This window comes from Phaeobacter porticola, assembly GCF_001888185.1.
GTDB lineage: Bacteria > Pseudomonadota > Alphaproteobacteria > Rhodobacterales > Rhodobacteraceae > Phaeobacter > Phaeobacter porticola.
On sequence record NZ_CP016364.1, the window covers coordinates 3,396,367 to 3,421,539 of the forward strand.

Genomic DNA, 25,173 nt, shown 5'->3' on the forward strand with positions numbered 1-25,173 from the left:
GAGGGCCTATCCCAGATAGGCCTTCAGCGCAGGCGGCGGATTGTCCAGCAATTCCGCCGTCGCCATTGGCGGGTGGGCCACGCCATCCGCCACCAACACCACCTGATCGGCAATCCGGCGCGCATCGGCAGGGTCATGGCTGACCATCAGCACAGTGGCCCCGGTCTCCGCCGCCAGTTCCGCCACCAGATCCAGCATTTCCGCCTTCAGCGCTGGCCCCAGCGCCGCAAATGGCTCATCCAGCAGCAGAAGATCGCGCCCCTGCACCAATACGCGGCCCAGCGCCACGCGGCTTTGCTGGCCACCGGACAGGGCGGCGGGTTTGCGATCTTCCATGCCTGCCAATCCCACCCGCGCAATCGCGGCCTGCACCCGTGCCTGCTCTTCTGACGTCAATCGCAGATTCGGGCGGACCCCAAGGCCCACGTTTTGCGCCACACTCAGATGCGGAAACAGATTGCCGTCCTGAAACAGCATCGCGATGGGCCGCTGCCCCGGCAAAACATCGGTCAGCGCGCGCCCCTGCCAGGACAGCGTTCCGACCGTGATGGGAACGAACCCTGCAATTGCCTCGATCAGCGTGGTCTTGCCCGCACCAGAGGGGCCAATCACCGCCACCCGATGACCCGCCTCAATCGCAAGATCCGCGCGCACGATAAAGCCACCGTTATCCAACCGGCAGTTCTCAAGTCTCAGCATGGCGACGACCTCCCCGGTCGAGAATGTAAAACGCTCCCATGGACAGGCACAAAAGCAAGAGCGCCCCACCCGAGGCTGCCTCCATCCGGTAGGCCCCCATCAGGCGATAGATCTGCAAGGGCAAGGTTGCTGTTTCAGAATCGGCAAACAGCGCAATGACACCGAGATCCCCCATCGACAGCGCTGCCGCCAACCCGGCGGCAAAGCCGATCTGCGGGCGCAGACGGGGCAACAGCACCCGGCGCAGAAACACCCCGCCGCGCATATCAAGCGAGAGCGACAGACGGCCATAGCGCGCCAGCACCTCCCGCACCCGCGGGATCAGAATGCGCAGCGCAAAGGGCAGCGACATCAGCGCATTCACCACCGCTGTGACCGGCAGCGCCAGTGCAAAGGGATCCGCCACAGGATAGATCAGAATAAACAGGCCAGTGCCGATCACCAGTGGCGATACCGCCAGCCCCAACAGGCCCGACAGCTCCACCAACCCGCCCCGGCCCAGCGCCACCGCAACCGCCATCGGCAAAGCCACCGCCAGCAACACCAGCGTGCTGACCCCGGCAATCAGCGTCGAATACACCGCCGCCCACCAGACCGACGCCCCCATCGACACCAGTCCCGGCAGGCCAGCGATCACAATCGCGCTCAGCGGAAGCAACAAAAACACCGCAGCACCAATGATGCATATGGCGTCCGCGACGAGGGCGAAACTCCCCCGCCCGTCCCAGCGCCGTACCGGGCGGTCCAGTCCGGCGCCAAAGCCTTCCCCCGTGGCCACCCGCAAGGCCACCAGCGCCGCGCCACCGGTCAACAACAGTTGAACACCCGACAACATCGCCGCGCGGCCCAGATCAAAATCAAATCGAAATGCCTGATAGATCGCCAGTTCAATGGTGGTGGCGCGCGGCCCGCCGCCCAGCGTCAGCGCCACCGCAAAGCTCGACAGGCAGATCGCAAACACCACCGCCAGCGCGCCGGGCACCACCTGTCGCAGCATTGGCGCCTCCAGCAGCTGCCACATCGCGCGGCTGTCTGCATTGATCTGCGCCGCCAAGCGAAACCGTTCTGCCGGGATCTCTTGCCAGCCCTGCAGGATCAGCCGCGTCGCCAGTGGCAGATTGAAAAACACATGCGCCAGAACGACCCCATGCAACCCATAGATCTGCACCGGCTCAAATCCGAACAGGCCCAGCAAATCGCTCAACCAGCCAGAGCGGCCAAACACCGCAAGAATGCCGAGGATTGCCACGATCACCGGCAGGATGAAGGGCGCGCCCATGAGGGCGATCAGGAAGCGCCGTCCCGGAAACCGCCGCCGCGCCAGCGCCCGGGCAACCGGCACCGCCAGCACCACGCTGACAACAGCCGAGAGCACCGCCTGCATTACAGTGAACCGAATAGCGGCCCAATCAGCAAACCCAAGCCCGCGCCCAACCTCGGCGCGCCAGACCACTGCCGCCAGCGCCCCAAGGATCAGCGCCGCCACCACAGCAGCGACGCCCAGACCCCAGCGGGATCTTAGCGGCTGAGCGCAGTCAGCCATTCATCCAGCGCCACATCGCGCAGCGCCGCCGCCTCATCTTCGCTCAGCAGCAGCGATTTTTCCGGTGCCACCAGGGTCTCAAACCCTTTGGGCAACCCATCAGCCGGCGTCACTGCCGGATACATCCAGTTGGTGGTCGGAATGATCGACTGGAATGCGTCCGACACCATAAAGGCCAGGAATTGTTCCGCCAGTTCCGGCTGGTCACTGGTCGCCAACTTACCGGCAACTTCGACGTGCATGTAGTGACCTTCGTCAAACACCGCTGCCGCCTTGCTGTCATCTTCCTCAGCAATCAGATGATAAGCGGGCGAGGTGGTATAGGACAGCACCATATCGGCCTCCCCCTCCAGGAACAGACCATAGGCTTCGGACCAGCCCTTGGTCACGGTCAGCACATTGTCCGCCAGCCCGTCCCAGATCTCAGGCGCCTTATCGCCATAAGCAGTCTTCACCCACATCAACAACCCCAGACCCGGCGTCGACGAACGCGGATCCTGAATGACGATCTTCAGATCACTTTCGGCCAGCTCGGCAAAATTCGCAGGCGCGTCCATTCCCGCCTTGTGAACGAAGGCAAAATAGCCCCAGTCATAAGGGGCGAAAGTGGCGTCCTCCCAGGCGAAGGGCAGCGCATAGTCGGCACTGACCGAATGATCCGCAAACAGACCTGTCGCCTTGGCCGCTGCGGTCAGATTGGTATCAAGCCCCAGCACCACATCAGCGTCAGAGCGCGCGCCTTCCAGCTTCACCCGCGCCAGCAGCCCCGCGCCGTCGCCTGCGCCGACCAGCTTCAGATCACAGCCACAGGTCGCCTCAAAGGCTTTCTCGACGGCCGGACCAGGCCCCCAGTCAGAGACAAAGCTGTCGTAGGTGTAGACAATCAATTCAGGCGTATCGGCATAGGCGGCCGTAGCGCCCAGCAGTCCCGCTGCAAGTACAAGATGTTTCATGGCATCCTCCTTCGCGACGAGGGGCAAGGGAGGAGCCAGTCCATACCTTCCCTCCGCCGGTTCTAGCCGGTTCAGGTTCTACGGGTGTGATCTCAGCGCCGAAGGCGCACCCCGAGGTGGCGCGGACCCTAAGCGGCAGACCCGCGAAAGACAAGCGATAGCCGCCTTGCATATGCTCAAAGAACGACAGTAGGGCTGACTAATTGTTTCGCACGCGAAACATTGGGGGAGTCTGCCTGTCCTTTCTGCCAGGTTAACACCTCCTATCTTCTGACCGGGAATATCCCGGGGAATCGACCGCAGGGTGGCGGGGGCAGCGCCCCCAACACGCTGCGCAACACAGGAAACCCCTTGAGAGAGCCGCCCTCCCCCGCTAAGCAATCCCGCAAAGGAGACCGCGCCCATGTCGATCAACAGCTTTGGCCATTTGTTCCGCGTCACCACCTGGGGCGAAAGCCACGGACCCGCCTTGGGTGCGACGGTTGACGGCTGCCCCCCCAATGTCCCGGTCGATGCCGAGATGTTGCAGCAGTGGCTGGACAAACGTCGCCCCGGTCAGAACAAGAACATGACCCAGCGCAACGAACCTGACGCGGTCAAAATCCTGTCAGGTGTGTTCGAGGGCAAATCAACCGGCACGCCGATTCAGCTGATGATCGAAAACACCGATCAGCGCTCCAAGGATTACGGCGATATCGCCCAGACTTTCCGCCCCGGCCATGCCGACATCACCTATTTCCAGAAATACGGCAATCGCGATTATCGTGGCGGTGGGCGTTCTTCGGCTCGCGAAACCGCAGCCCGTGTTGCGGCTGGCGGTGTGGCACGGGAGGCGATCAAGGCGCTGGTGCCCGACCTGGAAATCAAAGGCTACATGACCCGCATGGGAGAGATGGAAATCGACCGCAGCCGCTTTGATTGGGACGCCATTGACCGGAATGATTTCTGGATCCCCGATGCAGACGCCGTTCAGGACTGGGAAGGTTACCTACAGGGACTGCGCAAGGATCACGAGTCCGTTGGTGCTGTGATTGAGGTTGTCGCCCGAGGCGTGCCCGCAGGCATCGGCGCGCCGATCTATGGCAAACTGGACACCGATCTGGCCGCAGCGATGATGTCGATCAACGCAGTGAAAGCCGTCGAGATCGGCGAAGGCATGAATGCAGCGGTCCTCAAAGGCTCCGAAAACGCTGATGAGATCTTCCTCGGCGAGGATGGCCAGCCGGTCTATTCCTCCAATCATGCGGGCGGCATTCTGGGTGGCATTTCCACCGGGCAGGATGTCGTGGTGCGCTTTGCGGTCAAACCCACGTCATCAATCCTGACGCCGCGCCAGTCGATCCGAAAGGATGGCAGCGCCGCCGAAGTCATCACCAAAGGCCGCCATGACCCCTGTGTTGGAATCCGTGCGGTGCCGGTGGCAGAGGCGATGATGGCCTGCGTGATCCTGGATCACCTGTTGCTGCATCGCGGTCAGGTGGGCGAGAACCAGGGCCATATCGGCGGTTGATCCGATCACCGTCTCGCCCTGATGTCAGACGCGAGACGGCGGCGGCCTCTCTAATCAGGTAAACAGCTGGGCGAATGTCTCGCGCAGCGCTTTTTTCTGCACTTTGCCCATGGTGTTGCGCGGCAGTTCCTTCATCAGCGCGATATACTTGGGCTGTTTGAACTTCGCCAGCTGCCCTGACAAAGCCGCTTGAATGGCCGCAGCATCGGTGCCCTCCCCAGTCGGGACTACCACGGCCACAACCGCCTCGCCGAAATCGGGATGTGGTACGCCGATCACCGCACTTTCGAGCACCCCGGGAAGATCGTCGATCAGCGTCTCGACCTCCTTCGGATAGACATTGAACCCCCCGGAGATCACCAGATCCTTTTCCCGGCCCACGATGGTGACATAACCCCTGTCGTCAATCTTCGCGAGATCACCGGTGATGAACCAGCCATCCGGGCGCAGCTCCTCGGCGGTTTTCTCCGGCATCTGCCAGTAGCCCTGAAACACATTCGGCCCGCGCACTTCCAGCACGCCAATTTCGCCCAGCGGGATTTCCGCATTGTCCAGCGTCACCCGCGCCCCGACCCCCGGCAATGGGGGGCCAACGGTGCCAGCGATCCGTTCGCCCTCATAAGGGTTGGAGGTGCTCATATTGGTTTCCGTCATCCCGTAGCGTTCCAGAATACGGTGACCAGTGCGGGTCTGCCATTGCTCGTGGGTCTCCACCAGCAGCGGCGCCGACCCGGAGATGAACAGCCGCATATTGGCCGCCAGATCCGGGGTCAGCCGTGCGTCCGACAAAAGCCGTGTGTAGAAGGTCGGCACCCCCATCAGCGCCGTGGCATTTGGCATCTCTGTCAGTATCGCCTCCGCATCAAAACCGGGCAGCAGCACCACCTGCGCGCCTGCCAGAAGGGCCACGTTGGTCGCCACAAACAGCCCATGCGTGTGAAAGATCGGCAGGGCATGGATCAGCACATCCTCAGCTGTGAACTGCCAATAATCGCGCAAGGCCAGTGAGTTGGAATAGAGGTTTTCATGGCTGAGCATCGCCCCCTTGGAGCGCCCGGTGGTACCAGAGGTATAGAGGATCGCCGCCAGATCGGAGGGCTTCCGTTCAATCGGTTCGAACCCCGCTTGCCCAGCCGCCAAATCCGCAAGGCTGCCCTGCCCCGCCCCATCCAGCGTCAGAAGATGCGCCCTACCTGCCACCCCCTGCACCCCGTCCAGCCGCGCAGGATCACAGACAAACACAAATGGCGTGGCATCCCCGATGAAATAAGCAACCTCGGCATCGGTATAGGCGGGGTTGAGTGGCAGAAAGATTGCCCCGGCCATCACCGTTCCCAGATAGAGCTGGAGTGCCGCAAGGGATTTATTCACCTGAGCAGCCACACGATCGCCCGGCGCGACTCCACGTGAAACAAGTGCGGCTGCCATACGCTCCGCCCCCGCAAACAGATCGCCATAGCTGACCGGATCCGCGCCGGGACGGGTGGCAAACAGGGCGCCCTCGCGCCCCAGGGACGCAGCACGCAGGTGGAACATCAGAGGATTGGCGTCATACATCGGAGGACTCCTTGCAGCGGGGCGACGGGTGGGTGCAGCGTTGCGTGACCTTGGACAAAGCCGGGTGGGAAAATCAACCCGTTGCACTTTCTGACGCTTGGGCGCAGGGTCTGCGCATGGTGAAATCCTTAACATCGCATCAACCGGGCCGTGCCATCGCGCTGAAACTGGCGGCGATTGCCCTGTTCACCGGGCTGGCGGCGATCATCAAAGCGACCTCGGACGTGGTGCCCGCCGGTGAGGCGGTGTTCTTCCGATCGTTTTTTGCCATTCCGGTGATCCTGATCTGGCTGACCCTGCGCGGGGAGCTGCTGCACGGGCTAAAGACAAACCGCCCCGGTGGCCATTTCCTGCGTGGAATACTCGGGACAACAGCGATGGGCATGACCTTCATGGGGCTGGGAATGTTGCCCCTTCCCGAGGTCACGGCGATTGGCTACGCCACGCCGATTTTTACACTGATTCTTGCGGCGGTTTTGCTGGGTGAGCGGATCAGGCTGATCCGCATCAGCGCTGTCACCATCGGGCTGGTCGGGGTTCTGGTGATGCTCTGGCCCCGATTGGGCAGCGGCAACCTTGGCGATACAGCCACACTGGGGGCGATCCTGATTCTGATCGCAACCGTGGCGCGGGGGCTGGTGCAGATCCACATTCGACGCATGGTTATGACAGAGCATACCGCAGCCATCGTGTTCTATTTCTCGCTCACCGCATCGCTCCTGTCGCTGTGCACGCTGCCCTTTGGCTGGGTCTGGCCGGATCCAACAACGCTGGTACTGTTGATCAGCGCGGGTCTGGTCGGCGGCGTAGCGCAGATCCTAGTCACATCGTCCTACCGCTTCGCCCCTGCCTCCATGCTGGCACCTTACGATTATTCCTCAATGCTGTTTGCAATCCTGCTGGGCTACATATGGTTCAATGAGCTGCCAACGCTGGTGATGCTGATCGGGTCGGGGCTGGTGATCGCGGGCAATGTGCTGGTGATCTGGCGCGAGAGCCGTCTGGGTCTGGAACGCGGCATGGCGCGGTCTGTCACCGATCCCAAGGCCTGACAGAGCCGCCTACCCAGCCCCAAGCCGCGCGCGCAACGCGTTGATACGGTCGCGTAGATCGAACAATTCCTCCAAGTCACCTCCCATCGTCGCGGCAGCACAGGCTGAAATCTCACCCGCCTTTCCGACCAATTCGCGCCCCTGATCGCTGAGTTGCAGGATGCGGCTACGGTCGTCTTCGGGGTTGGCAACACGCGACAAAAGCCCCGCTGCCTCCATCCGTTTGAGCAGCGGGGTTAGTGTATTGGTTTCCAGATCCAAGCGGTCGCCCAGCGCCGAAATGGTCTGCCTGTCATGATGGTTCAGTGAAATCAGCACCAGATACTGAGGGTAGGTTAGCCCGAGAGGCGCTAATAACGGACGGTACAGCCGCGTAAGCGCGTGATTTGCGGAATATATCGCAAAGCACAAAAGGTCGGAGGTGTCCGGCATACTGGGATCGGGGGAGCTGGTCATGCGGTCAATTTAAATCGCGTACGATGTATTCGCAAGCCCTTGACCTTTGCTCAGATAACCCCACTTATATCGCACGCGATGTAAATTCGTACCAGACCACAGTAAGAAAGGATCCAAACATGAGCGTTTCTCCCGTCTACACCGCAGGGGCCACAGCAACCGGTGGCCGCGATGGCAAAGCCACGATCCACGACAGCGAGGTCAGCTTTGATCTGGATCCGCCCAAGGAAATGGGCGGCGGCGGCAACGGCAGCAACCCAGAGCAACTGTTCGCGGCCGGCTATGCCGCCTGCTATATCGGTGCGATGAAATTCGCGACCACGCAGGACGACAGCCTGGCCAAAGTGCCAAATGACGTTACTGTCCATTCTGAGGTGGGCATCGGCCCACGCGACGAAGGCGGTTTTGGCCTGACCGTGGCGCTGAAAGTCAGTCTGCCGGGCCTGTCCACAGAAGAGGCGCAGGCGGTGGCGGATGCCGGCCACAACATCTGCCCCTATTCAAACGCTGTACGCGGCAATGTGACCGTAACAACTGAATTGGTCTAATCAGATCGCATCACTGGACAGCCGCCCCTGCCAAAGGGGCTGATACGGAAAAAGCGCGGGGCATCTGCTCCGCGCTTTTGCAATTTAACAGCGATGTTGCCATCATTTTGGTCGAATGATCAGCTGCGCACCAATGCCTCGTAGGCCTTGGCAATATCCCTTGTCAGCTCACCCACCTCAAAGCTATGCGGCCCGATCTGGCCAACAGGCGTCACCTCGGCAGCGGTACCGGTCAGCCAGCACTGTTCGAAACCATCCAGCTCTTCCGGCATGATGTGGCGTTCATGCACGGTGATCCCGCGATCCTTCAGCATGCCGATCACGGTCTGACGGGTGATCCCGTTCAGGAAGCAATCCGGCGTAGGCGTATGCACCTCGCCATCTTTGACGAAGAAGATATTGGCGCCGGTCGCCTCGGCCACGTAGCCGCGATAGTCCATGAACAGCGCATCCGAGCAGCCCTTGGCCTCGGCTTTGTGCTTCGAGATGGTGCAGATCATATAGAGACCCGCGGCCTTGGCGTGCACCGGGATGGTTTCCGGACTTGGCCGTTTCCACTCTGCGATGTCGAGCTTGGCGCCCTGCATCTTGGCATCGCCGTAATAGGCACCCCAGCCCCAAACCGCGATGGCCATGCGCACCGGGTTCTTGGCAGAGGCGACACCCATGTCGTCGCCCGAGCCGCGCCAGACCAGGGCACGCACATAGGCGTCCTGCAATCCGCTGGCCTTCAGCGTTTCTTCCTTCGCCGCTTCGATCTGGTCGACGGTGTAGGGCATTGGCATATCCAGCGCCTCGGCGCTGGCAACCAAGCGTTCAGAATGCGCACGGCTTTTGAAGATTTTGCCCTTATATGCGCGCTCGCCCTCAAATACGGAGGAAGCATAATGCATCGCATGGCTGAGGATATGGACCTTGGCATCGCGCCAGTTGACCATCTCACCGTCCATCCAGATCAAACCGTCCCGATCATCATAACCCGCCATGGCGCACCTCCTATTGCATCGCCGTTTTCCAAAAGTTGCGCCAAATATGACCGGTTCGGACATAATATTGCGCTAAACCTTCGATTCGATACATCTTCAGACTTGGAATGTCAACAACGCTGACTTAAAATGACCCAAGCACAATAGGGGAGAGACCCATGGCAGAAGGGCGACCGGGGCAGGGATTTGGCGGCGAAAGCCTGCTGTTCCTGACGGATGAGCAGCTACGGCAAGGCATCGAGGCGATGTTCTTTGCCTATCGCGGATTTACCGCAGACCCGGACCGGATTTTGGCAGAATTGGCCTATGGTCGGGCACACCACCGGGCGATCCATTTTATCAATCGGGCACCAGGCACCACGGTGAACAATCTCTTGTCCATCCTCGGCGTCACCAAGCAATCGCTGAACAGGGTGTTGCGCGCATTGATCGGCGATGGTCTGGTCGAAAGCCGTGTCGGCGTCACTGACAAGCGTGAACGACATCTGTTTCTGACCGACAAAGGGCGTGCGCTGGAAACCAGCCTATCAGATGCCCAGCGCGCCCGAATGCGTGCCGCCTATAAGGATGCAGGGCCAGAGGCCGTACAGGGCTTTAAACGTGTGCTAGAGTCGATGATGGATTCCGATATGCGCCGCGCTTACGCCAAGTTGCGGGAGACCGGCGCATGACGAGTTTTGATTCCCACCTGCTGATCGTCGATGATGATGAACGCATCCGGGGCCTGTTGAAAAAATTCCTGATGCGCGCCGGGTTCCTGGTCACGGCGGCGCGTGATGCCGCCCATGCGCGGCGAGTGTTGTCGGGGTTGGATTTTGATCTGATCGTAATGGACGTGATGATGCCGGGAGAAGATGGCATCACCCTGACACGCGCCTTGCGCGAAACCCTCAGCACGCCGATCCTGTTGCTGACCGCCAAGGGCGAAACCGACGACCGGATCGAAGGGCTGGAGGCCGGGGCTGATGATTACCTCTCCAAACCGTTTGAACCAAAAGAATTATTGTTGCGGATCAATGCGATCCTGCGGCGGATGCCAGAACCCACGGCAAAAGACACGGCTCCGAAAGTGCTGCATCTGGGTCCAATCCGCTATGATATCGAACGTGGCGAGATGTGGCAGGGAGAGGAGCTGATCCGCCTGACTGGCACCGAGAGCCAGCTGATGAAGATCTTTTCCACCTGCCCGGGTGAACCGGTATCGCGCACCAAGCTGGTGGAGGATCTTGGCCGCGATCGGGGGCAGGCGCAGGAACGCGCTGTGGATGTGCAGATCACCCGATTGCGGCGCAAGATCGAGCCCAATCCGAAACAGCCACAATATCTACAGACGGTGCGTGGCGCTGGCTATATGCTGGCCCCCGACTAAGTCGAGAGGATAGGCGCTGCTGCGCGGCTATTCCGTGCCTCCGGCGAGGATATTTCTGGCCAGAAGAATGAAGGGAACGCTATGGCAACCGCTTTGATCACCCATGCAGATTGCCTGTCGCACGTGACACCCGATGGCCACCCTGAACGGGTGGCCCGGCTGGAACATGTGCTGCACGCGCTGGAGCCTCTGAACCTGCACCGGGTGACCGCACCGATGGCCGCCGAGGATGATATCCTGCGCCTCCATCCCGCCAGTTATCTGACGGACCTGCGCCGGACCTTGCCACAGGAGGGGTTCGGCCGGGTTGATGGCGACACCTTTTTGTCGCCGGGATCGTTGGATGCGGCGTTTCGCGCGGCAGGGGCAGCGGTGCGCGCGGTAGATCTGGTGCTGAGCGGCGAGGTACAGAACGCCTTTGCTGCGGTACGCCCGCCCGGCCATCACGCGGAAACGGACACCGCCATGGGGTTTTGCTTTTTCGGCAATGCCGCGCTGGCAGCAAAACATGCGCTGGATCACCATGGGCTGGCCCGTGTGGCGGTGGTGGATTTCGACGTACACCACGGCAATGGCACACAGGATTTGTTGTGGGATGAGCCGCGCGCGCTGTTCATTTCCAGCCAGCAGATGCCGCTTTGGCCCGGATCCGGTCGCCCGGAGGAAGATGGGGCGCATGGCCAGATCCTAAACCTACCCTTGCCGCCCGGATCAGGTGGGACACAGATGAAGGCGGCTTACTTTGACGAAGCCTTTCCACGGCTGCGTGCCTTTCAGCCGGACCTGATCATTATTTCGGCTGGATTTGATGCCCATCAGGACGATCCGCTGGCCGAGCTCAATTGGAGCACCGAGGATTTTCGCTGGCTCAGCCGCGAACTCTGCACATTGGCGGCGGAGCTTTGCGGTGGTCGTATCGTCTCGACTTTGGAAGGTGGATATGATCTGAACGCGCTGGCCGCAGCGGCCAAAGCCCATGTGGAAGAATTGATAGAGGCAGGCACATGACTGACACATCCACCCCTGAAACTCCCGTTGAAGAGCTGAGCTTTGAGCAGGCCATGCGCGCGCTTGAAACCGTGGTGGACCAGCTGGAACGTGGCGATGTGGCGCTGGATGCCTCCATCGCGCTATATGACCGCGGCGCCAAGCTGAAGAAACGCTGCGAGGATGAGCTGAAGCGGGCCGAGGAAAAAGTGGCGGCGATCACGCTGGATGCCAAGGGCACGCCGACCGGCACCGCACCGCTGGATGCTGGCTGACCCATGGCTGCCGCTGCAGATGCCGCCGTACAATCTGCTCCTGCGCGCCCCTTTGCGCAGGCGCTGAAGGACGCCCAGACCCGTATCGCGGCGCATATGGATGCGCGGCTTGGCGGGGATGACCCGCTGCATGCCGCGATGCGCTATGCCGTCAGCGGCGGCAAGATGCTGCGCGGGTTTCTGGTTCTGGAGAGCGCCCGCCTGCATGGCGTTGCCGAGACGGCGGCACTCGAGGCGGCACTGGCGATCGAATGTATTCACGCCTACTCGCTGGTACATGATGATCTGCCCTGCATGGATGATGACAACCTGCGGCGGGGCCAGCCCACGGTTCACAAGAAATGGGATGAGGCAATGGCCGTGTTGGCAGGCGACAGCCTGCAGACCTTTGCGTTTGAACTGCTCGCTGACCCCAAAATCGGCCCCAATGCGCTGGCGCTGATCCGTGGTCTGGCGCAGGCTTCTGGCAAGGATGGCATGGTCTCCGGGCAGATGCTGGATATCGCCGCTGAGACCGCGACCTCCCCGCTGGATCTGGAACAGATCACCCGCCTACAGAACCGCAAGACCGGCTGTCTTATTTCCTGGTCCGCCACCGCAGGCGCGGTCATGGCTGGCGCGGATGAGACGCCGCTGCGACGCTATGCCGATGCGCTTGGTCTTGCTTTTCAGATCACAGATGACATTTTGGATGTAGAGGGCGACGCGGCCAAGGTTGGCAAAGCCGTGCGCAAGGACGCCGACGCCGGCAAGGCCACCTTTGTATCGCTATTGGGACTGGACGCCGCGAAATCCCGCGCCAAAACCCTGATGCAACAGGCTTGTGATGCGCTTGCGCCCTATGGCAATGCCGCCGAAACCTTGAAGGACACCGCGCGCTTCGTTATTGCCCGCGAGAGCTGAGCCGCACAATGCGTGCACCGCCAAAGCAACACGCCCAAGGAGCTGCCATGTCAGACCGGCCCCAGACCCCCCTTCTGGATCAGATCACCCGCCCGGCAGATCTGAAATCCTTGAGTGATGCGCAGCTGGCGCAGGTGGCGCAAGAGCTGCGGCAGGAAACGATTTCTGCGGTCTCCGTGACAGGCGGGCATTTGGGCGCAGGTTTGGGAGTTGTCGAGCTGACCACGGCACTGCATGCAGTGTTCGACACCCCACGTGACAAGATCATCTGGGATGTCTCGCACCAGTGCTACCCACATAAGATCCTGACCGGACGACGCGATCGCATCCGCACCCTGCGAATGAAAGACGGGCTGAGCGGGTTCACCAAACGCTCGGAATCGCCCTTTGACCCGTTTGGCGCGGCGCATAGTTCCACGTCAATCAGCGCGGCCCTTGGCTTTGCCGTGGCGCGGGATCTTGGCGGTGTGGTGCCCGAGGGGCTGGGCGATGCCATTGCGGTGATCGGCGATGGGTCAATGTCGGCCGGCATGGCGTTTGAGGCGATGAACAACGCAGGCCATCTGGGCAAGCGGCTGATTGTCATTCTGAACGATAATGAGATGTCGATTGCCCCGCCGGTTGGGGCGCTGTCGTCCTACCTATCGCGCCTATATGCCGAAGAACCCTTTCAGGAACTGAAAGCTGTCGCCAAGGGCGCCGCATCCCTGCTGCCTGAACCCTTCCGCGAGGGCGCCAAGCGCGCCAAGGATATGCTGAAGGGCATGGCGGTAGGTGGCACCTTGTTTGAAAGCTTGGGCTTTTCTTACCTTGGGCCGATTGATGGCCACGATATGGACCAGCTGTTGCCGGTTCTGCGCACCGTGAAGGCCCGCGCCAGCGGTCCGATCCTGATCCATGTGCTAACTAAGAAGGGCAAAGGCTACGCCCCCGCCGAGGCCGCCCGAGACAAGGGTCATGCCACCGCCAAATTCGACATGGTGACTGGCGAGCAAAAGAAAGCCCCCTCTAACGCGCCCTCCTATACCTCTGTCTTTGGTAAGGAGTTGGTGCGGCTGGCGGCTGAGGACGACAAGATCTGCGCCGTTACGGCTGCGATGCCCGATGGCACCGGATTGAGCCTGATGGCTGAGCGCTACCCTTCGCGCTGCTTTGACGTGGGCATTGCCGAGCAGCATGGCGTGACCTTTGCCGCCGCGCTGGCCGCTGGCGGGATGAAACCATTCTGTGCAATGTATTCGACCTTCCTGCAGCGTGGCTATGATCAGGTGGTGCATGATGTGGCGATCCAGCGCCTGCCTGTGCGCTTTGCCATCGACCGGGCTGGTCTGGTCGGCGCGGATGGGGCAACGCACGCGGGCAGCTTTGACATTGCTTATATGGCCAACCTGCCTGGCATGGTGGTGATGGCCGCCGCAGATGAGGCTGAACTGGCGCATATGGTGGCCACTGCGGCAGCCCATGATGACGGTCCCATCGCATTTCGCTATCCGCGCGGTGAGGGCGAAGGCCTCGATATGCCAGAAACGCCTGAGGTGCTGAAAATCGGCAAGGGCCGGATGATCCAAGAGGGCAAGCGCGTTGCGATCCTGTCCTTTGGCACCCGCCTGGGTGAGGTGCGTAAGGCGGCTGAGGCGCTGGCGGCGAAGGGCATCACACCCACGATCGCAGATGCCCGCTTTGCCAAACCTCTGGACCGCGACATGATCCTGAAGCTTGCCGCAGACCATGAGGCGCTGATCACGATTGAGGAAGGCGCGGTGGGGGGCTTTGGCTCGCACGTGGCGCAAATGTTGGCCGAGGAAGGCGTTTTTGACAGCGGCCTCAAGTACCGTTCGATGGTGCTGCCCGACACCTTCATTGATCAGGCCAGCCCGGCGGATATGTACAATGTCGCCGCCATGAATGCCCCCCAGATCGAAGCCAAAGTTCTTGAGGTTCTGGGTGTTGCGTCAATTGGGGAAAAGCGGGCGTAAACCCTTATCCTGGCAGGAAATTTATACGAATCTCTTCGGACTTCAAAAGCTCTAGACCCCTGTCGTTTCCTGTGGCGGGGTAAAGGCTTCTAAATTTTCAGCGGCGCGGACCGCACGCAGACCTTCGCGGTAGGTAGGGTATTGCAGTTCCACCCCCAACTCATCCTTGATGCGCTGGTTCTGCACGCGTTTGTTTTCGCCGTAGAAACTGCGCGCCATGGGGGTCATGCCGGCCTCGTCGAAAGGGACTTCGGCAGGAACTGGCAGGCCCAACAATTCAGCGGCGAAACCCAGAACATCCTGTGGCGGCGCGGGGTCATCATCACAAAGGTTATAGATTGCGCCGGGGCTAGGTCGTGCTATCGACGCAGCAAGGACCTGCGCGATGTCTTCGACATGGATACGCGAAAACACCTGACCGGGTTTCACGATACGGCGGGCCTTGCCAGCCATCAGTTTCGCAAAGGGGCCGCGACCGGGACCATATATGCCCGCAAGCCGAAAGATATGCAGCGGTAGATCTGGGATCGTCTGCCATGCATGTTCGGCCCCTGCCCGCCAGCGTCCGCGCTGGCTGGACGGGGTGACAGGCGTTGTCTCATCTACCCAAGCACCATCATGATCGCCGTAGACCGCAGTTGTGGACAGGTAGCCGACCCATTGCAAGTGCTTGGCCTGTGCCAGATCCTCGGCCAATTCAGCCAGCACCGGATCCCCCTGCTCTGTCGGACCAACCGAGGACAGAATATGGCTGACCTCTTCTAGTGAAATCTGGGCGCCGGGCCAATTTATCAGTTCGACCCCGTCAAGCGGCGTGGCTTCACCCAGATTGCGCGTGGTCCCGATCACCCGCCAGCCATCGCGAGACAGGTGACGCGCCAGCGCGCGGGCGGAATAGCCGAAGCCAAGACAGAGAAGCGTTTTCGTCATGCGCCATAGATGCGCGCGCCATTCCGACGGTGCAAGGGTTGATTCAAACACAAAAACCGCATTTGCTAGGGGCATGGCTCAAAAACCGATCAATCTGACGGCTGCCTATGGGCTGGAATCGCCGGAACAATCCCGTCAGCTTTATGCAGACTGGGCTGACAGCTATGACCGCAGCTTTGCTGAGGAGGCAAATTACATCCTGCCAGAACAGGTGGCACGCATGTTTGCTGCGGCCGATGGGCAGGGTCCGGTGCTGGATATCGGCGCCGGAACCGGACTTTGTGGCGTTGCGTTGGATAGATTGGGGATCTCGCCAATTGATGCCACTGACATCAGCCCCGAAATGCTGGCCCAGGCCCTGCGCAAGGATGTCTATCGCGATGTGATTGAGGCAGATCTGTCGGTGGGCGTGCCAGTGCCCCGCGCGACCTATGATGGTTTGGTATCCTCTGGCACCTTCACTCATGGTCATGTGGGACCAGAGGTTCTGCCCGGCCTGCTGCGTATCGCCAAACCCGCAGCGGTGTTTGCATTGGCGGTGAACGCACGGTTCTCGGTTACATCAGGATTCACGGCCGCGTTAAACCGCTTGCAGGACGGCAACTGGATCCGTGGTTTGACACTGCCCGAAGTCGCCATCTATGGCCCCAAGGCCACCGGCCCCCATCAGGCTGACAAAGCATTGATTGCGGTGTTTTCCAAAGTGTAGGCAAGCGGAATCGTCAGATCACGCGCAGTCGGCGAGAGCGCGTGGACGCGCTCAAAACCGGTGCCACCTCCGCGCGCTCAGCGCCCTTTCCATACCGGATCACGTTTTTCCGCAAAGGCCCGCGCGCCCTCCATCTGATCTTCGCTGGCATAAAGCACATCAACACTGGCAAGTTGGCGTTTGGTGATGCGGTTCATTGCATCCTGAAACTTGGCATCCTCGGCATCGCGCACAATTTCCTTGATCGCGGCGTAGACCAGCGGTGGGCCAGAAGCGAGCAGCCGGGCCAATTCCCAGGCACGGTCCATCAGTTGACTTGCGGCAACGATCTCATTCACCAATCCCCAACGGTGGGCCTCATCTGCATCAAACCAACGTCCGGTCAGCAATAGCTCCATCGCGATATGATATGGGATACGCTTGGGCAGTTTGATCGATGCGGCGTCCGCCACCGTGCCAGAGCGGATTTCCGGCAGAGCAAAGCTGGCATGATCTGCAGCCAAAATCATGTCTGCCGACAGCGCCAGCTCCAACCCGCCACCGCAGGCGATGCCATTTACAGCGGCAATCACCGGCTTGTTCATGTCGCGCAATTCCTGCAACCCACCAAAGCCACCGACGCCATAATCGCCGTCGACCGCATCACCATCGGCAGCGGCTTTCAGATCCCAGCCGGGGCAAAAGAACTTCTCGCCGCCACCAGTCAAGATCGCCACCCGCAACGCTGGATCATCACGAAAATCGCGAAAGATGTCCCCCATGATCATACTTGTTTTCAGATCAATTGCGTTGGCCTTTGGTCGATCTAGCGTGATCTCAAGAATGGCGCCTTCACGGCGGGTCCGGGCGGGACAGTCAGTCATCGTTGATTTCCTTTTCTCGCAGCAGCACATCGACAGCAATGGCGTCGGTTGCAGTACAGATAAGCGGGTTGATTTCAATTTCTTCGACCCTGTCGGCATGAGCAAGCACATAACGTTCCACCGCACGAATCGCACGCAGGATGGCAGGCCGATCAGCCGCTGCGGCACCGCGATACCCAGAAAGCAACCGGTTGAGGCGCAAAGTATTCAGCGTCTCTTCCAACATGATATCTGTCACCGGTAACAGCAGCGACACACTGTCCTGCAACAATTCGGTCAGCACCCCGCCAGCTCCAAGTGTCAGCACAAAACCATGGGCCGGATCACGGGTAACACCAACCAACAGCTCAGCCACAGAACCGGTGATCATCTCCTCCAGCAGCAACTGGTCCGTTGGCATCTCTTCAGCTGCGCAGCTGACCTCCTCCATTGACATCAGCCCCAGACGCAGAGCTCCGGCCTCACTCTTATGGGCCAGCCCCTCAGCCTTGAGCACAAGCGGGAACCCAATGTCCGCTGTCACCTCGCCCCCCAGAGCAGACACCTGTGCGCGCGCAAGACGGCGGTTGCGCGGAACCCTGAGGCCAGACACGGAAAGCCGTTGTTTGGCCTCCCCCTCAGGCACAAGTACCGGCGCAGGTTCCGCGTCAACAGGTGGCAGAGCCAGGCGTAGGTCGCACGGAGGGCCGATGCGACTGGCGGCGGCAGCTGCGGTCAGCGCCTCCTGTAAACCGGCAAGCGGCACGACCCCGGCGTGAAGCAGGCGCATGGCCACATCTTCTGGCATCAGCTCTGGCAGGGTCGCCACCATCGCCAGCGGTGCACCCGTCTGCTCTCGCGTGGCAATGGCTGCCTCTACTGTGCAATCCCAATCATCAGCAGAACACCTGTCAGTCCGCGGAAAATCAACGATCAGCATTAGCAAGTCCAGATCGGGATCCACCATCGCACTGAACGCCCGTGTCATTGCGGGAACGTCACGCCAAATATAGGTATGATAGTCCAACGGATTGGCCAAAGCGACCATCGGCCCAAGCGCCTCGCGCAGCGCCTGTCGCTGACCATTGGAAAGCGGCGGGAATTCCACCCCTTGCGTCTGCCCAAGATCGGCGGCGAGACTGGCCTCTCCTCCCGAGCAGCTGATCGTGGCCAGCTTCCGCCCGGCGGGTGGTCCCAAAACATGCAGAAGCTTGAGCGTTTCAAGGAACACCGGCAGATCGTAAACACGCACAATTCCGCAGCGCCGCAAAAGCGCATCAGCCCCGGCATCCTGCCCCGCAAGCGATGCTGTATGTGACAAGGTTGCCGCCTGCGCCTGACCAGATCGTCCGACTTTTAACGCCACAACGGGTTTACCCAACGCCGCCGCGCGTTGTGCCAAATCCTCAAACGCGCGCAAATCGCGAATGCCTTCGATGTGCAGACCAAGCGCGGTTACCCGCGGATCCTCCAACAGACTTTGGGCGATTTGCGCAATGTCGCTTTGCGCTTGGTTACCGACTGTTACCATATAGGCAATCGGCAAAGCTCGCCGCTGCATAGTCATATTGATCGCGATATTGGAACTCTGGGTCAAAATAGCGACGCCGCGTTTTACACATTCGCCACCATGTTGGTCAGGCCACAAAAGAGCACCATCCAGGTAGTTGATGAAGCCGTAGCAATTGGGCCCCAGGATGGGCATTTCTCCAGCTGCGGCAAGCAAAGCTTTTTGAAGCCCTGCCGCACCCCCGTCTTCCTGCTGCGCCTCTAGAAAACCAGACGCGAAACAGACCGCGCCCCCCGCACCGCGGCGGGATAACTCTGCCACGACCTCAACAGTAGTGTGCCTGTTGACGCCGACAAAGCTGGCATCTGGTGCCCCCGGTAACGCGTTTATATCTCTGTAAGCCGGAAGGCCGCCAATCTCAGCCATTCTTGGGTGGACGGGCCATATCTCTCCAGAAAAACCTATATTCTGAAGCTGTTCGATCACTTGGGAACACCAGGCTCCCCCGCCAATGACAGCGATACTGGTGGGACGAAACAATCTGGCAAAATCACGCGTCATCGTAAACGCTCCGCTTAATCAACATCAGGGTGCTTTCGGCGAAATCTGCTCAGCTCGGTTCCAGTGAGCCGTACAGGATTAGGCACGTCCATCGCAGCCCCGCTTAACCGCCATGGGCACGCAGCAACTCGCGGCTGATGATATGGCGCTGGATTTCACTGGTGCCTTCCCAGATCCGCTCCACCCGCGCGTCGCGCCAGATGCGTTCCAGTGGCAACTCATCCATCAGCCCCATACCGCCGTGGATCTGGATCGCCTCATCCGCCACCATGGCCAGCATCTCTGTCGCTTTCAGCTTGGCCATGGACATATCGGCCTCTGTCACGCTGCCCTGATCGAGTTTCCAGGCGGCTTCCCAGGTCAGCAAGTTTGCCGCCTTCAGCTCGGTGGCCATATCTGCCAGCTTGAAGGAAACCCCCTGAAATTTCCCAATCTGCTGACCGAATTGGCGTCGTTCAGCCGCGTAGGAGATGGCGTGATCCAGCGCACGCTCTGCCCGACCTAAGCAGGTTGCAGCGACTTGCAGACGGGTGGCACCGAGCCATGTGTTGGCAACGTCAAAGCCTTTGTCGATCTCACCCAGAACCGCAGATTTGGGCAGGCGGCAATCATCGAATTCCAGCACCGCATTGGTGTACCCCCGGTGACTTACATTTCGATAGCCGTCGCGGATGGTGAAACCTGGCGTGCCTTTATCGACAAAAAACGCCGTGATCTTCTTTTTGGGGCCACGCGGCGTGTCTTCCTCACCCGTTGCCATGAATACAATGGCAAAATCGGCGATATCTGCATGACTGATGAAATGTTTGGTACCATTCAGAATGAAGTCACCGCCGTCCTGACGCGCAGTTGCTGTCATGCCGCGCAGATCGGACCCAGCGCCCGGTTCGGTCATGGCGAGGCAATCCCATTTCTCGCCCCGGATACAGGGGTAGAGATATTCCTCTTTCTGCTCCTCGGTGCCCGCCAGAAGGATGTTCGACGGGCGCGCGACGCAGGTCCAGTGCAGGGCGTAATTGGCGCGGCCCAGCTCTTTTTCATAGAGCAGCCACGTTAGCGTATCGAGCCCGGCACCGCCGACTTCCTCTGGCATATTGGCGGCGTATAATCCGGCCTCGATCGCCTTGGCCTGAATTTCGCGCACCAACTCCATCGGCAAGTGACCGTTGCGCTCCACCTCCAGTTCGTGCGGATAGAGCTCCTTGGTGACAAAGGCGCGCGTGGTGTCCACGATCATCGACTGTTCTTCGGACAGGCCAAACTGCATTTCCGCTCCTCCTTGGTGGTTCCTGCATTGATCTTGACCTGAGCCTAGGGCTGGGAGAGGCTACCATCGTGCAGAAACGGACCTTTTCATGCCAAGTTGGAAGAAACCTCACGCCGCGCCGCAGCAGATCGACCTGCTGCTGTTTGATCAGTTCTCCGGTCACTGCCTCGCCAATACGGTCGAGCCGCTGCGCGCGGCGAATACCTTTGCCGGGAGACAGGTCTACTCATGGCGGTTTGTTACGGTAGACGGCGGCACCGCGATGTCTTCAGCCAGCATGGAGGTCACCGCGCAGATGCCGCTGCGCAAGGCAGAGGGCGATATGCTGATTGCAATGCCCAGCTATGGCTATCTGCGCCACGCAACTGAGACCACCGCGCGGGGATTGCGGGCGGCAGAGCAACGCTATGACGTTCTGGCAGGGTTTGATACAGGCGCCTGGCTGCTGGCGGCGGCCGGGCTGCTGAATGGCTATCGGGCCACGATTCACAGCTCGGAACTGGAGGCATTTACCGACATGTTCCCAGCGGTTCAGGCGGAGACACATCGGTTTCTCTGGGATCGTGACCGGCTGACGTGCTCCGGCGCCATGGCGGCCTTTGACGGGGTCCTCGACATGATTGCACAGCAGCACGGGCAAGCGTTGCGGCTGGATGTTGCAGCCCTGTTTCTGAGCGAAAGTCAGTCCGGGAGCGGCCGATCATCCCCTGTGCGCAGCGCCTCTGTGGCCCGGGCCATCCGGGCGATGGAGGCCAATCTGGAAACGCCACTGTCGCTGGAGGAGGTGGCAAGACATGCAGGACGCAGCCTACGGGATCTGGCGCGCCGCACGCGGGGCGAGTTGGGCGCCACGCCGCAGGCGCTCTACCGGCATTTGCGACTAAAGCAGGCAAAATGCCTTGTCTTAGAGACTGATTTTAGTGTCGCCGAGATTGCGTTGCGCTGCGGATATGAGGACCCCAGCGCCCTGACTCGTGCCTTTCGCAGCGCCTTTGCGACAACGCCGCGCGCGCTGCGCGCCACCCGACGATAGCATTCGCGGATCCCTACAGCGGTCTTCTTGTATTGCAAAAAGCAGCTATTGTTTGCGCTAGCGCTCAAGGGGCCTTGCGCTTGCCCGGGTTATCGGAACAATTGGGCCATGACAGATATCGCATTCCCAAGCTGGCCCGACGTTGCCCCTCAATTGATCGAAGTTGCGGCAGGCCGCCGCCCTGCGGATACGGTGATCCGCAAAGGGATCTGGGTCAATGTTCACACCCGCGAACAACTGCCCGATCATGACATTGCCATCGTCGCCGGGCGCATCGCTTATGTCGGCCCCGATGCCAGCTATTGCACCGGTCCCGATACCGAAGTGATTGAGGCCAATGGCCGCTATATGATCCCTGGTCTCTGTGATGCGCATATGCATATTGAGTCCGGGATGCTGACCCCCGCAGAATTCGCCCGTGCGGTGATCCCACATGGTACCACCTCAATGTTCACCGACCCGCATGAGATCGCCAACGTGCTGGGGCTGGAGGGCGTGAGGTTGATGCATGACGAGGCGCTGTTGCAGCCGGTCAATATCTTTACCCAGATGCCATCCTGCGCGCCCTCCGCGCCGGGGCTGGAAACCACCGGGTATGAGATTACCGCCGAGGATGTTGCGGAGGCCATGAGCTGGCCGGGGATTATTGGTCTGGGTGAGATGATGAATTTCCCCGGTGTGGCTGCCGGTGATCCCAAGATGCTGGCCGAGATCGCGGCGACACAGCGCGCGGGAAAAACCGTGGGTGGGCATTACGCCTCACCGGATTTAGGGCCGAGTTTCGCGGCCTATGTTGCGGGCGGTCCGGCAGATGACCACGAGGGCACCTGCGAGGCGGATGCCATCGCCCGCATGCGGCAGGGGATGCGCGCGATGGTGCGGCTGGGATCGGCCTGGTACGACGTTGAGGCGCAGATCACGGCAATCACCGAAAAGGGGCTGGATCCGCGCAATTTCATCCTTTGTACAGACGACTGCCACTCAGGTACACTGGTCAATGATGGTCATATGAACCGGGTGGTGCGCCACGCCATCGACTGTGGTTGTGATCCGGTCATCGCCTTGCAGATGGCGACGATCAACACCGCGACACATTTCGGGCTGGAGCGGGATATCGGCTCCCTCACACCGGGGCGCCGCGCCGATGTGATCCTGACATCCGACCTCAGGACGCTGCCGATCGAACTGGTGATGGCCCGCGGCAAGATCGTTGCCAAGGACGGTGAGATCACGGTGGACTGCCCGCATCTGGCTTGGCCCGAAACCGCGCGTGGCACCGTGCATCTGGGGCATCAGTTGAGCGCTGCGGATTTTGAAATCAGCGCACCAGACGGGGCCAATGCCGTCACCGCCAATGTGATTGGTGTGGTGGAAAACCAGGCCCCGACCAAAGCGCTACAGGCGAAGCTGCCCGTTCAGGACGGGCTGGTCGAGGCCACCATGGCGGAGACGGGTGATGTCTGCCAGATCGCGCTGGTGGAACGCCACCAGGCAACAGGCGGTGTGACCAACGCCTTTGTTTCTGGCTTTGGATATGATGGCCGGATGGCGATGGCCTCCACCGTGGCGCATGACAGCCACCATATGATCGTGGTTGGCACAGATCGTGCGCAGATGGCGCTGGCAGCCAATCGTCTGGCAGAGGTCGGTGGCGGTATCACCATCTACCGCGATGGCACCGAGCTGGCACTGATCGAACTGCCCATTGCCGGGTTGATGTCTGACAGCCCGGCCACCGAAGTCGCCGCCAAGGCACAGAAGATGGTCGACGCAATGCAAGCCTGCGGCTGCAATCTCAACAATGCTTATATGCAACACTCGCTGCTGGCGCTGGTCGTGATCCCCGAACTGCGGATTTCCGATCTAGGGCTGGTTGATGTGCGTAGTTTCAAAAAAATTCCAGTGATCGAGCCCCATTCATGACAACAGTTAAGACCCCACAACTCCCCGCTGCCGAGGATTTCACCGATGCAGCCGCCGCTGTTGAGCGGCTGGAGCTTCTCTACAAAAAGGCGACCCAGTTTCTCTGCGCAGAATTCGCCCGGATCATTGCAGAACCACCTGCGGATGATGACCTTGCACGCGCGCATCGTCTCCGGGCCTTTTACCCGGAGATCCGCTTTACCACATCATCCTTTGCTCAGGTCGACAGTCGACTGAGCTATGGCCATGTTTCGGCTCCGGGCACATATGCCACCACGGTGACGCGTCCCGATCTGTTTCGCCACTACCTGACCCAGCAGATCGGCCTGTTGATCCGCAATCACGGCCAGCCAGTGACCATCACAGTGTCTGAAACACCAATTCCGGTGCATTTCGCAGTGGCTGCCGACCCCACACTGAGCGTGCCACAAGAAGGCGCCGCGGGCTTTACCCTGCGCGATGTCTTTGATGTGCCGGATCTGGCGACCACCAATGATGACATTGTGAACGGCACCTATCAGGCAATCGACAACACCGGGCCACTGGCCTTGTTCACGGCGCAGCGTGTCGACTACTCGCTGGCCCGGCTGGCGCATTATACCGCGACTGATCCCAGTCATTTTCAGAACCACGTGCTGTTTACCAACTACCAGTTCTATGTGGCCGAATTCGAGGCCTATGCGCGCGCGCAGCTGGCGGATCCGGCATCTGGCTACTGCAGCTTTGTCAGCACCGGCGACCACGAGATCACCACGGCCGAGACCGACATCCCACCAACCACCAAAATGCCGCAGATGCCAACCTATCATCTGAAACGTGAAGACGGCAGCGGGATCACGCTGGTCAACATTGGCGTCGGCCCGTCCAATGCCAAGACCGCGACAGATCATATCGCGGTGCTGCGCCCCCACGCATGGTTGATGGTTGGCCATTGTGCCGGGCTGCGCAACACCCAGACGCTGGGCGATTTCGTGCTGGGGCACGGCTATCTGCGCGAGGATCACGTGTTGGATGACGACCTTCCGATCTGGACACCCATTCCGGCACTTGCCGAAATTCAGGTGGCGCTGGAGGAGGCCGTCGCTGAGGTCACCGAGCTGGAAGGTTACGATCTGAAGCGGATCATGCGGACCGGCACTGTCGCCACCATCGACAACCGCAACTGGGAGCTGCGTGACCAATCCGGCCCGGTTCAACGACTGTCTCAGTCGCGTGCCATTGCGCTGGATATGGAGAGTGCAACCATCGCAGCCAATGGATATCGCTTCCGGGTGCCCTATGGCACGTTGCTCTGCGTGTCGGATAAACCCCTGCACGGAGAGCTGAAATTGCCGGGCATGGCCTCTGATTTCTATCGCACCCAGGTTGCGCGACATTTGCATATCGGGATAAAGGCGATGGAGCAGTTGCGTGACATGCCGTTGGAACGTTTGCACAGCCGTAAACTGCGTTCCTTTGACGAAACAGCGTTTCTCTGAGGGTGATTTTCCCCAATTTTTGCCAAAAACCCCTATTTTATTGAGGGAATGCGAACACTATGCGTTGTGTTCGCACACTACATAACGCTAAAGTTACGCGATGAGG

23 protein-coding genes and 1 riboswitch are annotated in these 25,173 nt (G+C 60.4%); of the genes, 13 read left to right on the forward strand and 10 right to left on the reverse strand.

Annotated elements, in window-relative coordinates; all coding sequences use genetic code 11:
• Positions 1-6: 6 nt before the first annotated feature.
• The 3 genes from PhaeoP97_RS16270 to thiB are packed head-to-tail and all read right to left on the reverse strand — an operon-like array spanning position 7 to position 3,195.
• Positions 7-699, reverse strand: coding sequence for a thiamine ABC transporter ATP-binding protein (locus PhaeoP97_RS16270; protein ID WP_072505961.1), 693 nt, complete (start codon positions 697-699; stop codon positions 7-9).
• Positions 686-2,242 (reverse strand): thiamine/thiamine pyrophosphate ABC transporter permease ThiP, encoded by a 1,557-nt coding sequence (locus PhaeoP97_RS16275; RefSeq protein ID WP_072505962.1) that lies wholly within the window; start codon positions 2,240-2,242, stop codon positions 686-688. Before PhaeoP97_RS16275 ends, PhaeoP97_RS16270 begins: the two co-directional genes overlap by 14 nt.
• Complete coding sequence (thiB, locus tag PhaeoP97_RS16280) at positions 2,218-3,195, reverse strand: thiamine ABC transporter substrate binding subunit (RefSeq protein ID WP_072505963.1); 978 nt, start codon at positions 3,193-3,195, stop codon at positions 2,218-2,220. The genes PhaeoP97_RS16275 and thiB overlap by 25 nt, the downstream gene beginning before the upstream one ends.
• 31 nt (positions 3,196-3,226) lie before the next feature.
• A riboswitch (TPP riboswitch) is annotated at positions 3,227-3,319 on the reverse strand.
• A gap of 279 nt (positions 3,320-3,598) precedes the next feature.
• Between thiB and aroC the strand changes: the two genes are divergently transcribed.
• Positions 3,599-4,705: a chorismate synthase gene (aroC, locus tag PhaeoP97_RS16285; protein ID WP_072505964.1), complete on the forward strand. Its 1,107-nt coding sequence runs from the start codon at positions 3,599-3,601 to the stop codon at positions 4,703-4,705.
• Between the two features lie 54 nt (positions 4,706-4,759).
• On the opposite strand, the gene PhaeoP97_RS16290 is transcribed toward aroC, so the two are convergent.
• On the reverse strand, positions 4,760-6,262 hold the full coding sequence (locus PhaeoP97_RS16290; protein WP_072505965.1) for a malonate--CoA ligase: 1,503 nt from the start codon (positions 6,260-6,262) through the stop codon (positions 4,760-4,762).
• 116 nt (positions 6,263-6,378) lie between these two features.
• Between PhaeoP97_RS16290 and PhaeoP97_RS16295 the strand changes: the two genes are divergently transcribed.
• Positions 6,379-7,314, forward strand: a complete 936-nt coding sequence (locus PhaeoP97_RS16295; protein WP_072506535.1) for a DMT family transporter — start codon at positions 6,379-6,381, stop codon at positions 7,312-7,314.
• Positions 7,315-7,323: 9 nt separating this feature from the next.
• Here PhaeoP97_RS16295 and PhaeoP97_RS16300 read toward each other — a convergent pair whose 3' ends face one another.
• Positions 7,324-7,770, reverse strand: a complete 447-nt coding sequence (locus PhaeoP97_RS16300; RefSeq protein WP_072505966.1) for a MarR family winged helix-turn-helix transcriptional regulator — start codon at positions 7,768-7,770, stop codon at positions 7,324-7,326.
• Positions 7,771-7,889: 119 nt separating this feature from the next.
• Between PhaeoP97_RS16300 and PhaeoP97_RS16305 the strand changes: the two genes are divergently transcribed.
• Positions 7,890-8,318 (forward strand): organic hydroperoxide resistance protein, encoded by a 429-nt coding sequence (locus PhaeoP97_RS16305; protein ID WP_072505967.1) that lies wholly within the window; start codon positions 7,890-7,892, stop codon positions 8,316-8,318.
• Between the two features lie 119 nt (positions 8,319-8,437).
• On the opposite strand, the gene PhaeoP97_RS16310 is transcribed toward PhaeoP97_RS16305, so the two are convergent.
• Positions 8,438-9,304, reverse strand: a complete 867-nt coding sequence (locus tag PhaeoP97_RS16310; RefSeq protein ID WP_072505968.1) for a branched-chain amino acid aminotransferase — start codon at positions 9,302-9,304, stop codon at positions 8,438-8,440.
• Between the two features lie 158 nt (positions 9,305-9,462).
• Between PhaeoP97_RS16310 and PhaeoP97_RS16315 the strand changes: the two genes are divergently transcribed.
• The 6 genes from PhaeoP97_RS16315 to dxs all read left to right on the forward strand — a co-directional run bounded on the left by PhaeoP97_RS16315 (position 9,463) and on the right by dxs (position 14,814).
• Positions 9,463-9,975, forward strand: coding sequence for a MarR family winged helix-turn-helix transcriptional regulator (locus PhaeoP97_RS16315; protein ID WP_072505969.1), 513 nt, complete (start codon positions 9,463-9,465; stop codon positions 9,973-9,975).
• Complete coding sequence (locus PhaeoP97_RS16320; RefSeq protein ID WP_072505970.1) at positions 9,972-10,673, forward strand: response regulator; 702 nt, start codon at positions 9,972-9,974, stop codon at positions 10,671-10,673. The genes PhaeoP97_RS16315 and PhaeoP97_RS16320 overlap by 4 nt, the downstream gene beginning before the upstream one ends.
• A gap of 81 nt (positions 10,674-10,754) precedes the next feature.
• On the forward strand, positions 10,755-11,681 hold the full coding sequence (locus PhaeoP97_RS16325; protein WP_072505971.1) for a histone deacetylase family protein: 927 nt from the start codon (positions 10,755-10,757) through the stop codon (positions 11,679-11,681).
• The gene (locus tag PhaeoP97_RS16330) at positions 11,678-11,935 is read left to right on the forward strand and encodes an exodeoxyribonuclease VII small subunit (RefSeq protein ID WP_072505972.1); all 258 of its coding nucleotides are present in this window, start codon (positions 11,678-11,680) and stop codon (positions 11,933-11,935) included. The genes PhaeoP97_RS16325 and PhaeoP97_RS16330 overlap by 4 nt, the downstream gene beginning before the upstream one ends.
• A gap of 3 nt (positions 11,936-11,938) precedes the next feature.
• The gene (locus PhaeoP97_RS16335; RefSeq protein ID WP_072505973.1) at positions 11,939-12,838 is read left to right on the forward strand and encodes a polyprenyl synthetase family protein; all 900 of its coding nucleotides are present in this window, start codon (positions 11,939-11,941) and stop codon (positions 12,836-12,838) included.
• A 47-nt stretch (positions 12,839-12,885) separates the two neighbouring features.
• Positions 12,886-14,814, forward strand: coding sequence for a 1-deoxy-D-xylulose-5-phosphate synthase (dxs, locus tag PhaeoP97_RS16340; RefSeq protein ID WP_072505974.1), 1,929 nt, complete (start codon positions 12,886-12,888; stop codon positions 14,812-14,814).
• 51 nt (positions 14,815-14,865) lie between these two features.
• Here dxs and PhaeoP97_RS16345 read toward each other — a convergent pair whose 3' ends face one another.
• Positions 14,866-15,744, reverse strand: coding sequence for an SDR family oxidoreductase (locus tag PhaeoP97_RS16345; protein ID WP_096740483.1), 879 nt, complete (start codon positions 15,742-15,744; stop codon positions 14,866-14,868).
• Between the two features lie 73 nt (positions 15,745-15,817).
• Between PhaeoP97_RS16345 and PhaeoP97_RS16350 the strand changes: the two genes are divergently transcribed.
• Positions 15,818-16,453: a class I SAM-dependent DNA methyltransferase gene (locus PhaeoP97_RS16350; protein ID WP_072505975.1), complete on the forward strand. Its 636-nt coding sequence runs from the start codon at positions 15,818-15,820 to the stop codon at positions 16,451-16,453.
• Positions 16,454-16,530: 77 nt separating this feature from the next.
• On the opposite strand, the gene PhaeoP97_RS16355 is transcribed toward PhaeoP97_RS16350, so the two are convergent.
• From PhaeoP97_RS16355 to PhaeoP97_RS16365, 3 genes are all read right to left on the reverse strand, one after another.
• Positions 16,531-17,316, reverse strand: coding sequence for a carnitinyl-CoA dehydratase (locus PhaeoP97_RS16355; protein ID WP_072505976.1), 786 nt, complete (start codon positions 17,314-17,316; stop codon positions 16,531-16,533).
• On the reverse strand, positions 17,309-19,366 hold the full coding sequence (locus tag PhaeoP97_RS16360; RefSeq protein WP_072505977.1) for an acetate--CoA ligase family protein: 2,058 nt from the start codon (positions 19,364-19,366) through the stop codon (positions 17,309-17,311). The genes PhaeoP97_RS16355 and PhaeoP97_RS16360 overlap by 8 nt, the downstream gene beginning before the upstream one ends.
• A gap of 103 nt (positions 19,367-19,469) precedes the next feature.
• Positions 19,470-20,633 (reverse strand): acyl-CoA dehydrogenase family protein, encoded by a 1,164-nt coding sequence (locus PhaeoP97_RS16365; protein WP_072505978.1) that lies wholly within the window; start codon positions 20,631-20,633, stop codon positions 19,470-19,472.
• A gap of 88 nt (positions 20,634-20,721) precedes the next feature.
• Here PhaeoP97_RS16365 and PhaeoP97_RS16370 point away from each other — a divergent pair, with 88 nt between their 5' ends.
• From PhaeoP97_RS16370 to PhaeoP97_RS16380, 3 genes are all read left to right on the forward strand, one after another.
• On the forward strand, positions 20,722-21,666 hold the full coding sequence (locus PhaeoP97_RS16370) for a GlxA family transcriptional regulator (protein ID WP_072505979.1): 945 nt from the start codon (positions 20,722-20,724) through the stop codon (positions 21,664-21,666).
• A gap of 108 nt (positions 21,667-21,774) precedes the next feature.
• The gene (ade, locus tag PhaeoP97_RS16375) at positions 21,775-23,589 is read left to right on the forward strand and encodes an adenine deaminase (RefSeq protein ID WP_072505980.1); all 1,815 of its coding nucleotides are present in this window, start codon (positions 21,775-21,777) and stop codon (positions 23,587-23,589) included.
• Positions 23,586-25,067, forward strand: a complete 1,482-nt coding sequence (locus tag PhaeoP97_RS16380; RefSeq protein ID WP_072505981.1) for an AMP nucleosidase — start codon at positions 23,586-23,588, stop codon at positions 25,065-25,067. The genes ade and PhaeoP97_RS16380 overlap by 4 nt, the downstream gene beginning before the upstream one ends.
• Positions 25,068-25,173: the final 106 nt, after the last annotated feature.

What these genes read in the sequence shown, in the direction of transcription:
- PhaeoP97_RS16270 (WP_072505961.1), bottom strand. Translation starts at nt 699, where the DNA reads ATGCTGAGACTTGAGAACTGCCGGTTGGATAACGGTGGCTTTATCGTG.
- PhaeoP97_RS16275 (WP_072505962.1), bottom strand. Translation starts at nt 2,242, where the DNA reads ATGGCTGACTGCGCTCAGCCGCTAAGATCCCGCTGGGGTCTGGGCGTC.
- thiB (WP_072505963.1), bottom strand. Translation starts at nt 3,195, where the DNA reads ATGAAACATCTTGTACTTGCAGCGGGACTGCTGGGCGCTACGGCCGCC.
- aroC (WP_072505964.1), top strand. Translation starts at nt 3,599, where the DNA reads ATGTCGATCAACAGCTTTGGCCATTTGTTCCGCGTCACCACCTGGGGC.
- PhaeoP97_RS16290 (WP_072505965.1), bottom strand. Translation starts at nt 6,262, where the DNA reads ATGTATGACGCCAATCCTCTGATGTTCCACCTGCGTGCTGCGTCCCTG.
- PhaeoP97_RS16295 (WP_072506535.1), top strand. Translation starts at nt 6,379, where the DNA reads ATGGTGAAATCCTTAACATCGCATCAACCGGGCCGTGCCATCGCGCTG.
- PhaeoP97_RS16300 (WP_072505966.1), bottom strand. Translation starts at nt 7,770, where the DNA reads ATGACCAGCTCCCCCGATCCCAGTATGCCGGACACCTCCGACCTTTTG.
- PhaeoP97_RS16305 (WP_072505967.1), top strand. Translation starts at nt 7,890, where the DNA reads ATGAGCGTTTCTCCCGTCTACACCGCAGGGGCCACAGCAACCGGTGGC.
- PhaeoP97_RS16310 (WP_072505968.1), bottom strand. Translation starts at nt 9,304, where the DNA reads ATGGCGGGTTATGATGATCGGGACGGTTTGATCTGGATGGACGGTGAG.
- PhaeoP97_RS16315 (WP_072505969.1), top strand. Translation starts at nt 9,463, where the DNA reads ATGGCAGAAGGGCGACCGGGGCAGGGATTTGGCGGCGAAAGCCTGCTG.
- PhaeoP97_RS16320 (WP_072505970.1), top strand. Translation starts at nt 9,972, where the DNA reads ATGACGAGTTTTGATTCCCACCTGCTGATCGTCGATGATGATGAACGC.
- PhaeoP97_RS16325 (WP_072505971.1), top strand. Translation starts at nt 10,755, where the DNA reads ATGGCAACCGCTTTGATCACCCATGCAGATTGCCTGTCGCACGTGACA.
- PhaeoP97_RS16330 (WP_072505972.1), top strand. Translation starts at nt 11,678, where the DNA reads ATGACTGACACATCCACCCCTGAAACTCCCGTTGAAGAGCTGAGCTTT.
- PhaeoP97_RS16335 (WP_072505973.1), top strand. Translation starts at nt 11,939, where the DNA reads ATGGCTGCCGCTGCAGATGCCGCCGTACAATCTGCTCCTGCGCGCCCC.
- dxs (WP_072505974.1), top strand. Translation starts at nt 12,886, where the DNA reads ATGTCAGACCGGCCCCAGACCCCCCTTCTGGATCAGATCACCCGCCCG.
- PhaeoP97_RS16345 (WP_096740483.1), bottom strand. Translation starts at nt 15,744, where the DNA reads ATGACGAAAACGCTTCTCTGTCTTGGCTTCGGCTATTCCGCCCGCGCG.
- PhaeoP97_RS16350 (WP_072505975.1), top strand. Translation starts at nt 15,818, where the DNA reads ATGGCTCAAAAACCGATCAATCTGACGGCTGCCTATGGGCTGGAATCG.
- PhaeoP97_RS16355 (WP_072505976.1), bottom strand. Translation starts at nt 17,316, where the DNA reads ATGACTGACTGTCCCGCCCGGACCCGCCGTGAAGGCGCCATTCTTGAG.
- PhaeoP97_RS16360 (WP_072505977.1), bottom strand. Translation starts at nt 19,366, where the DNA reads ATGACGCGTGATTTTGCCAGATTGTTTCGTCCCACCAGTATCGCTGTC.
- PhaeoP97_RS16365 (WP_072505978.1), bottom strand. Translation starts at nt 20,633, where the DNA reads ATGCAGTTTGGCCTGTCCGAAGAACAGTCGATGATCGTGGACACCACG.
- PhaeoP97_RS16370 (WP_072505979.1), top strand. Translation starts at nt 20,722, where the DNA reads ATGCCAAGTTGGAAGAAACCTCACGCCGCGCCGCAGCAGATCGACCTG.
- ade (WP_072505980.1), top strand. Translation starts at nt 21,775, where the DNA reads ATGACAGATATCGCATTCCCAAGCTGGCCCGACGTTGCCCCTCAATTG.
- PhaeoP97_RS16380 (WP_072505981.1), top strand. Translation starts at nt 23,586, where the DNA reads ATGACAACAGTTAAGACCCCACAACTCCCCGCTGCCGAGGATTTCACC.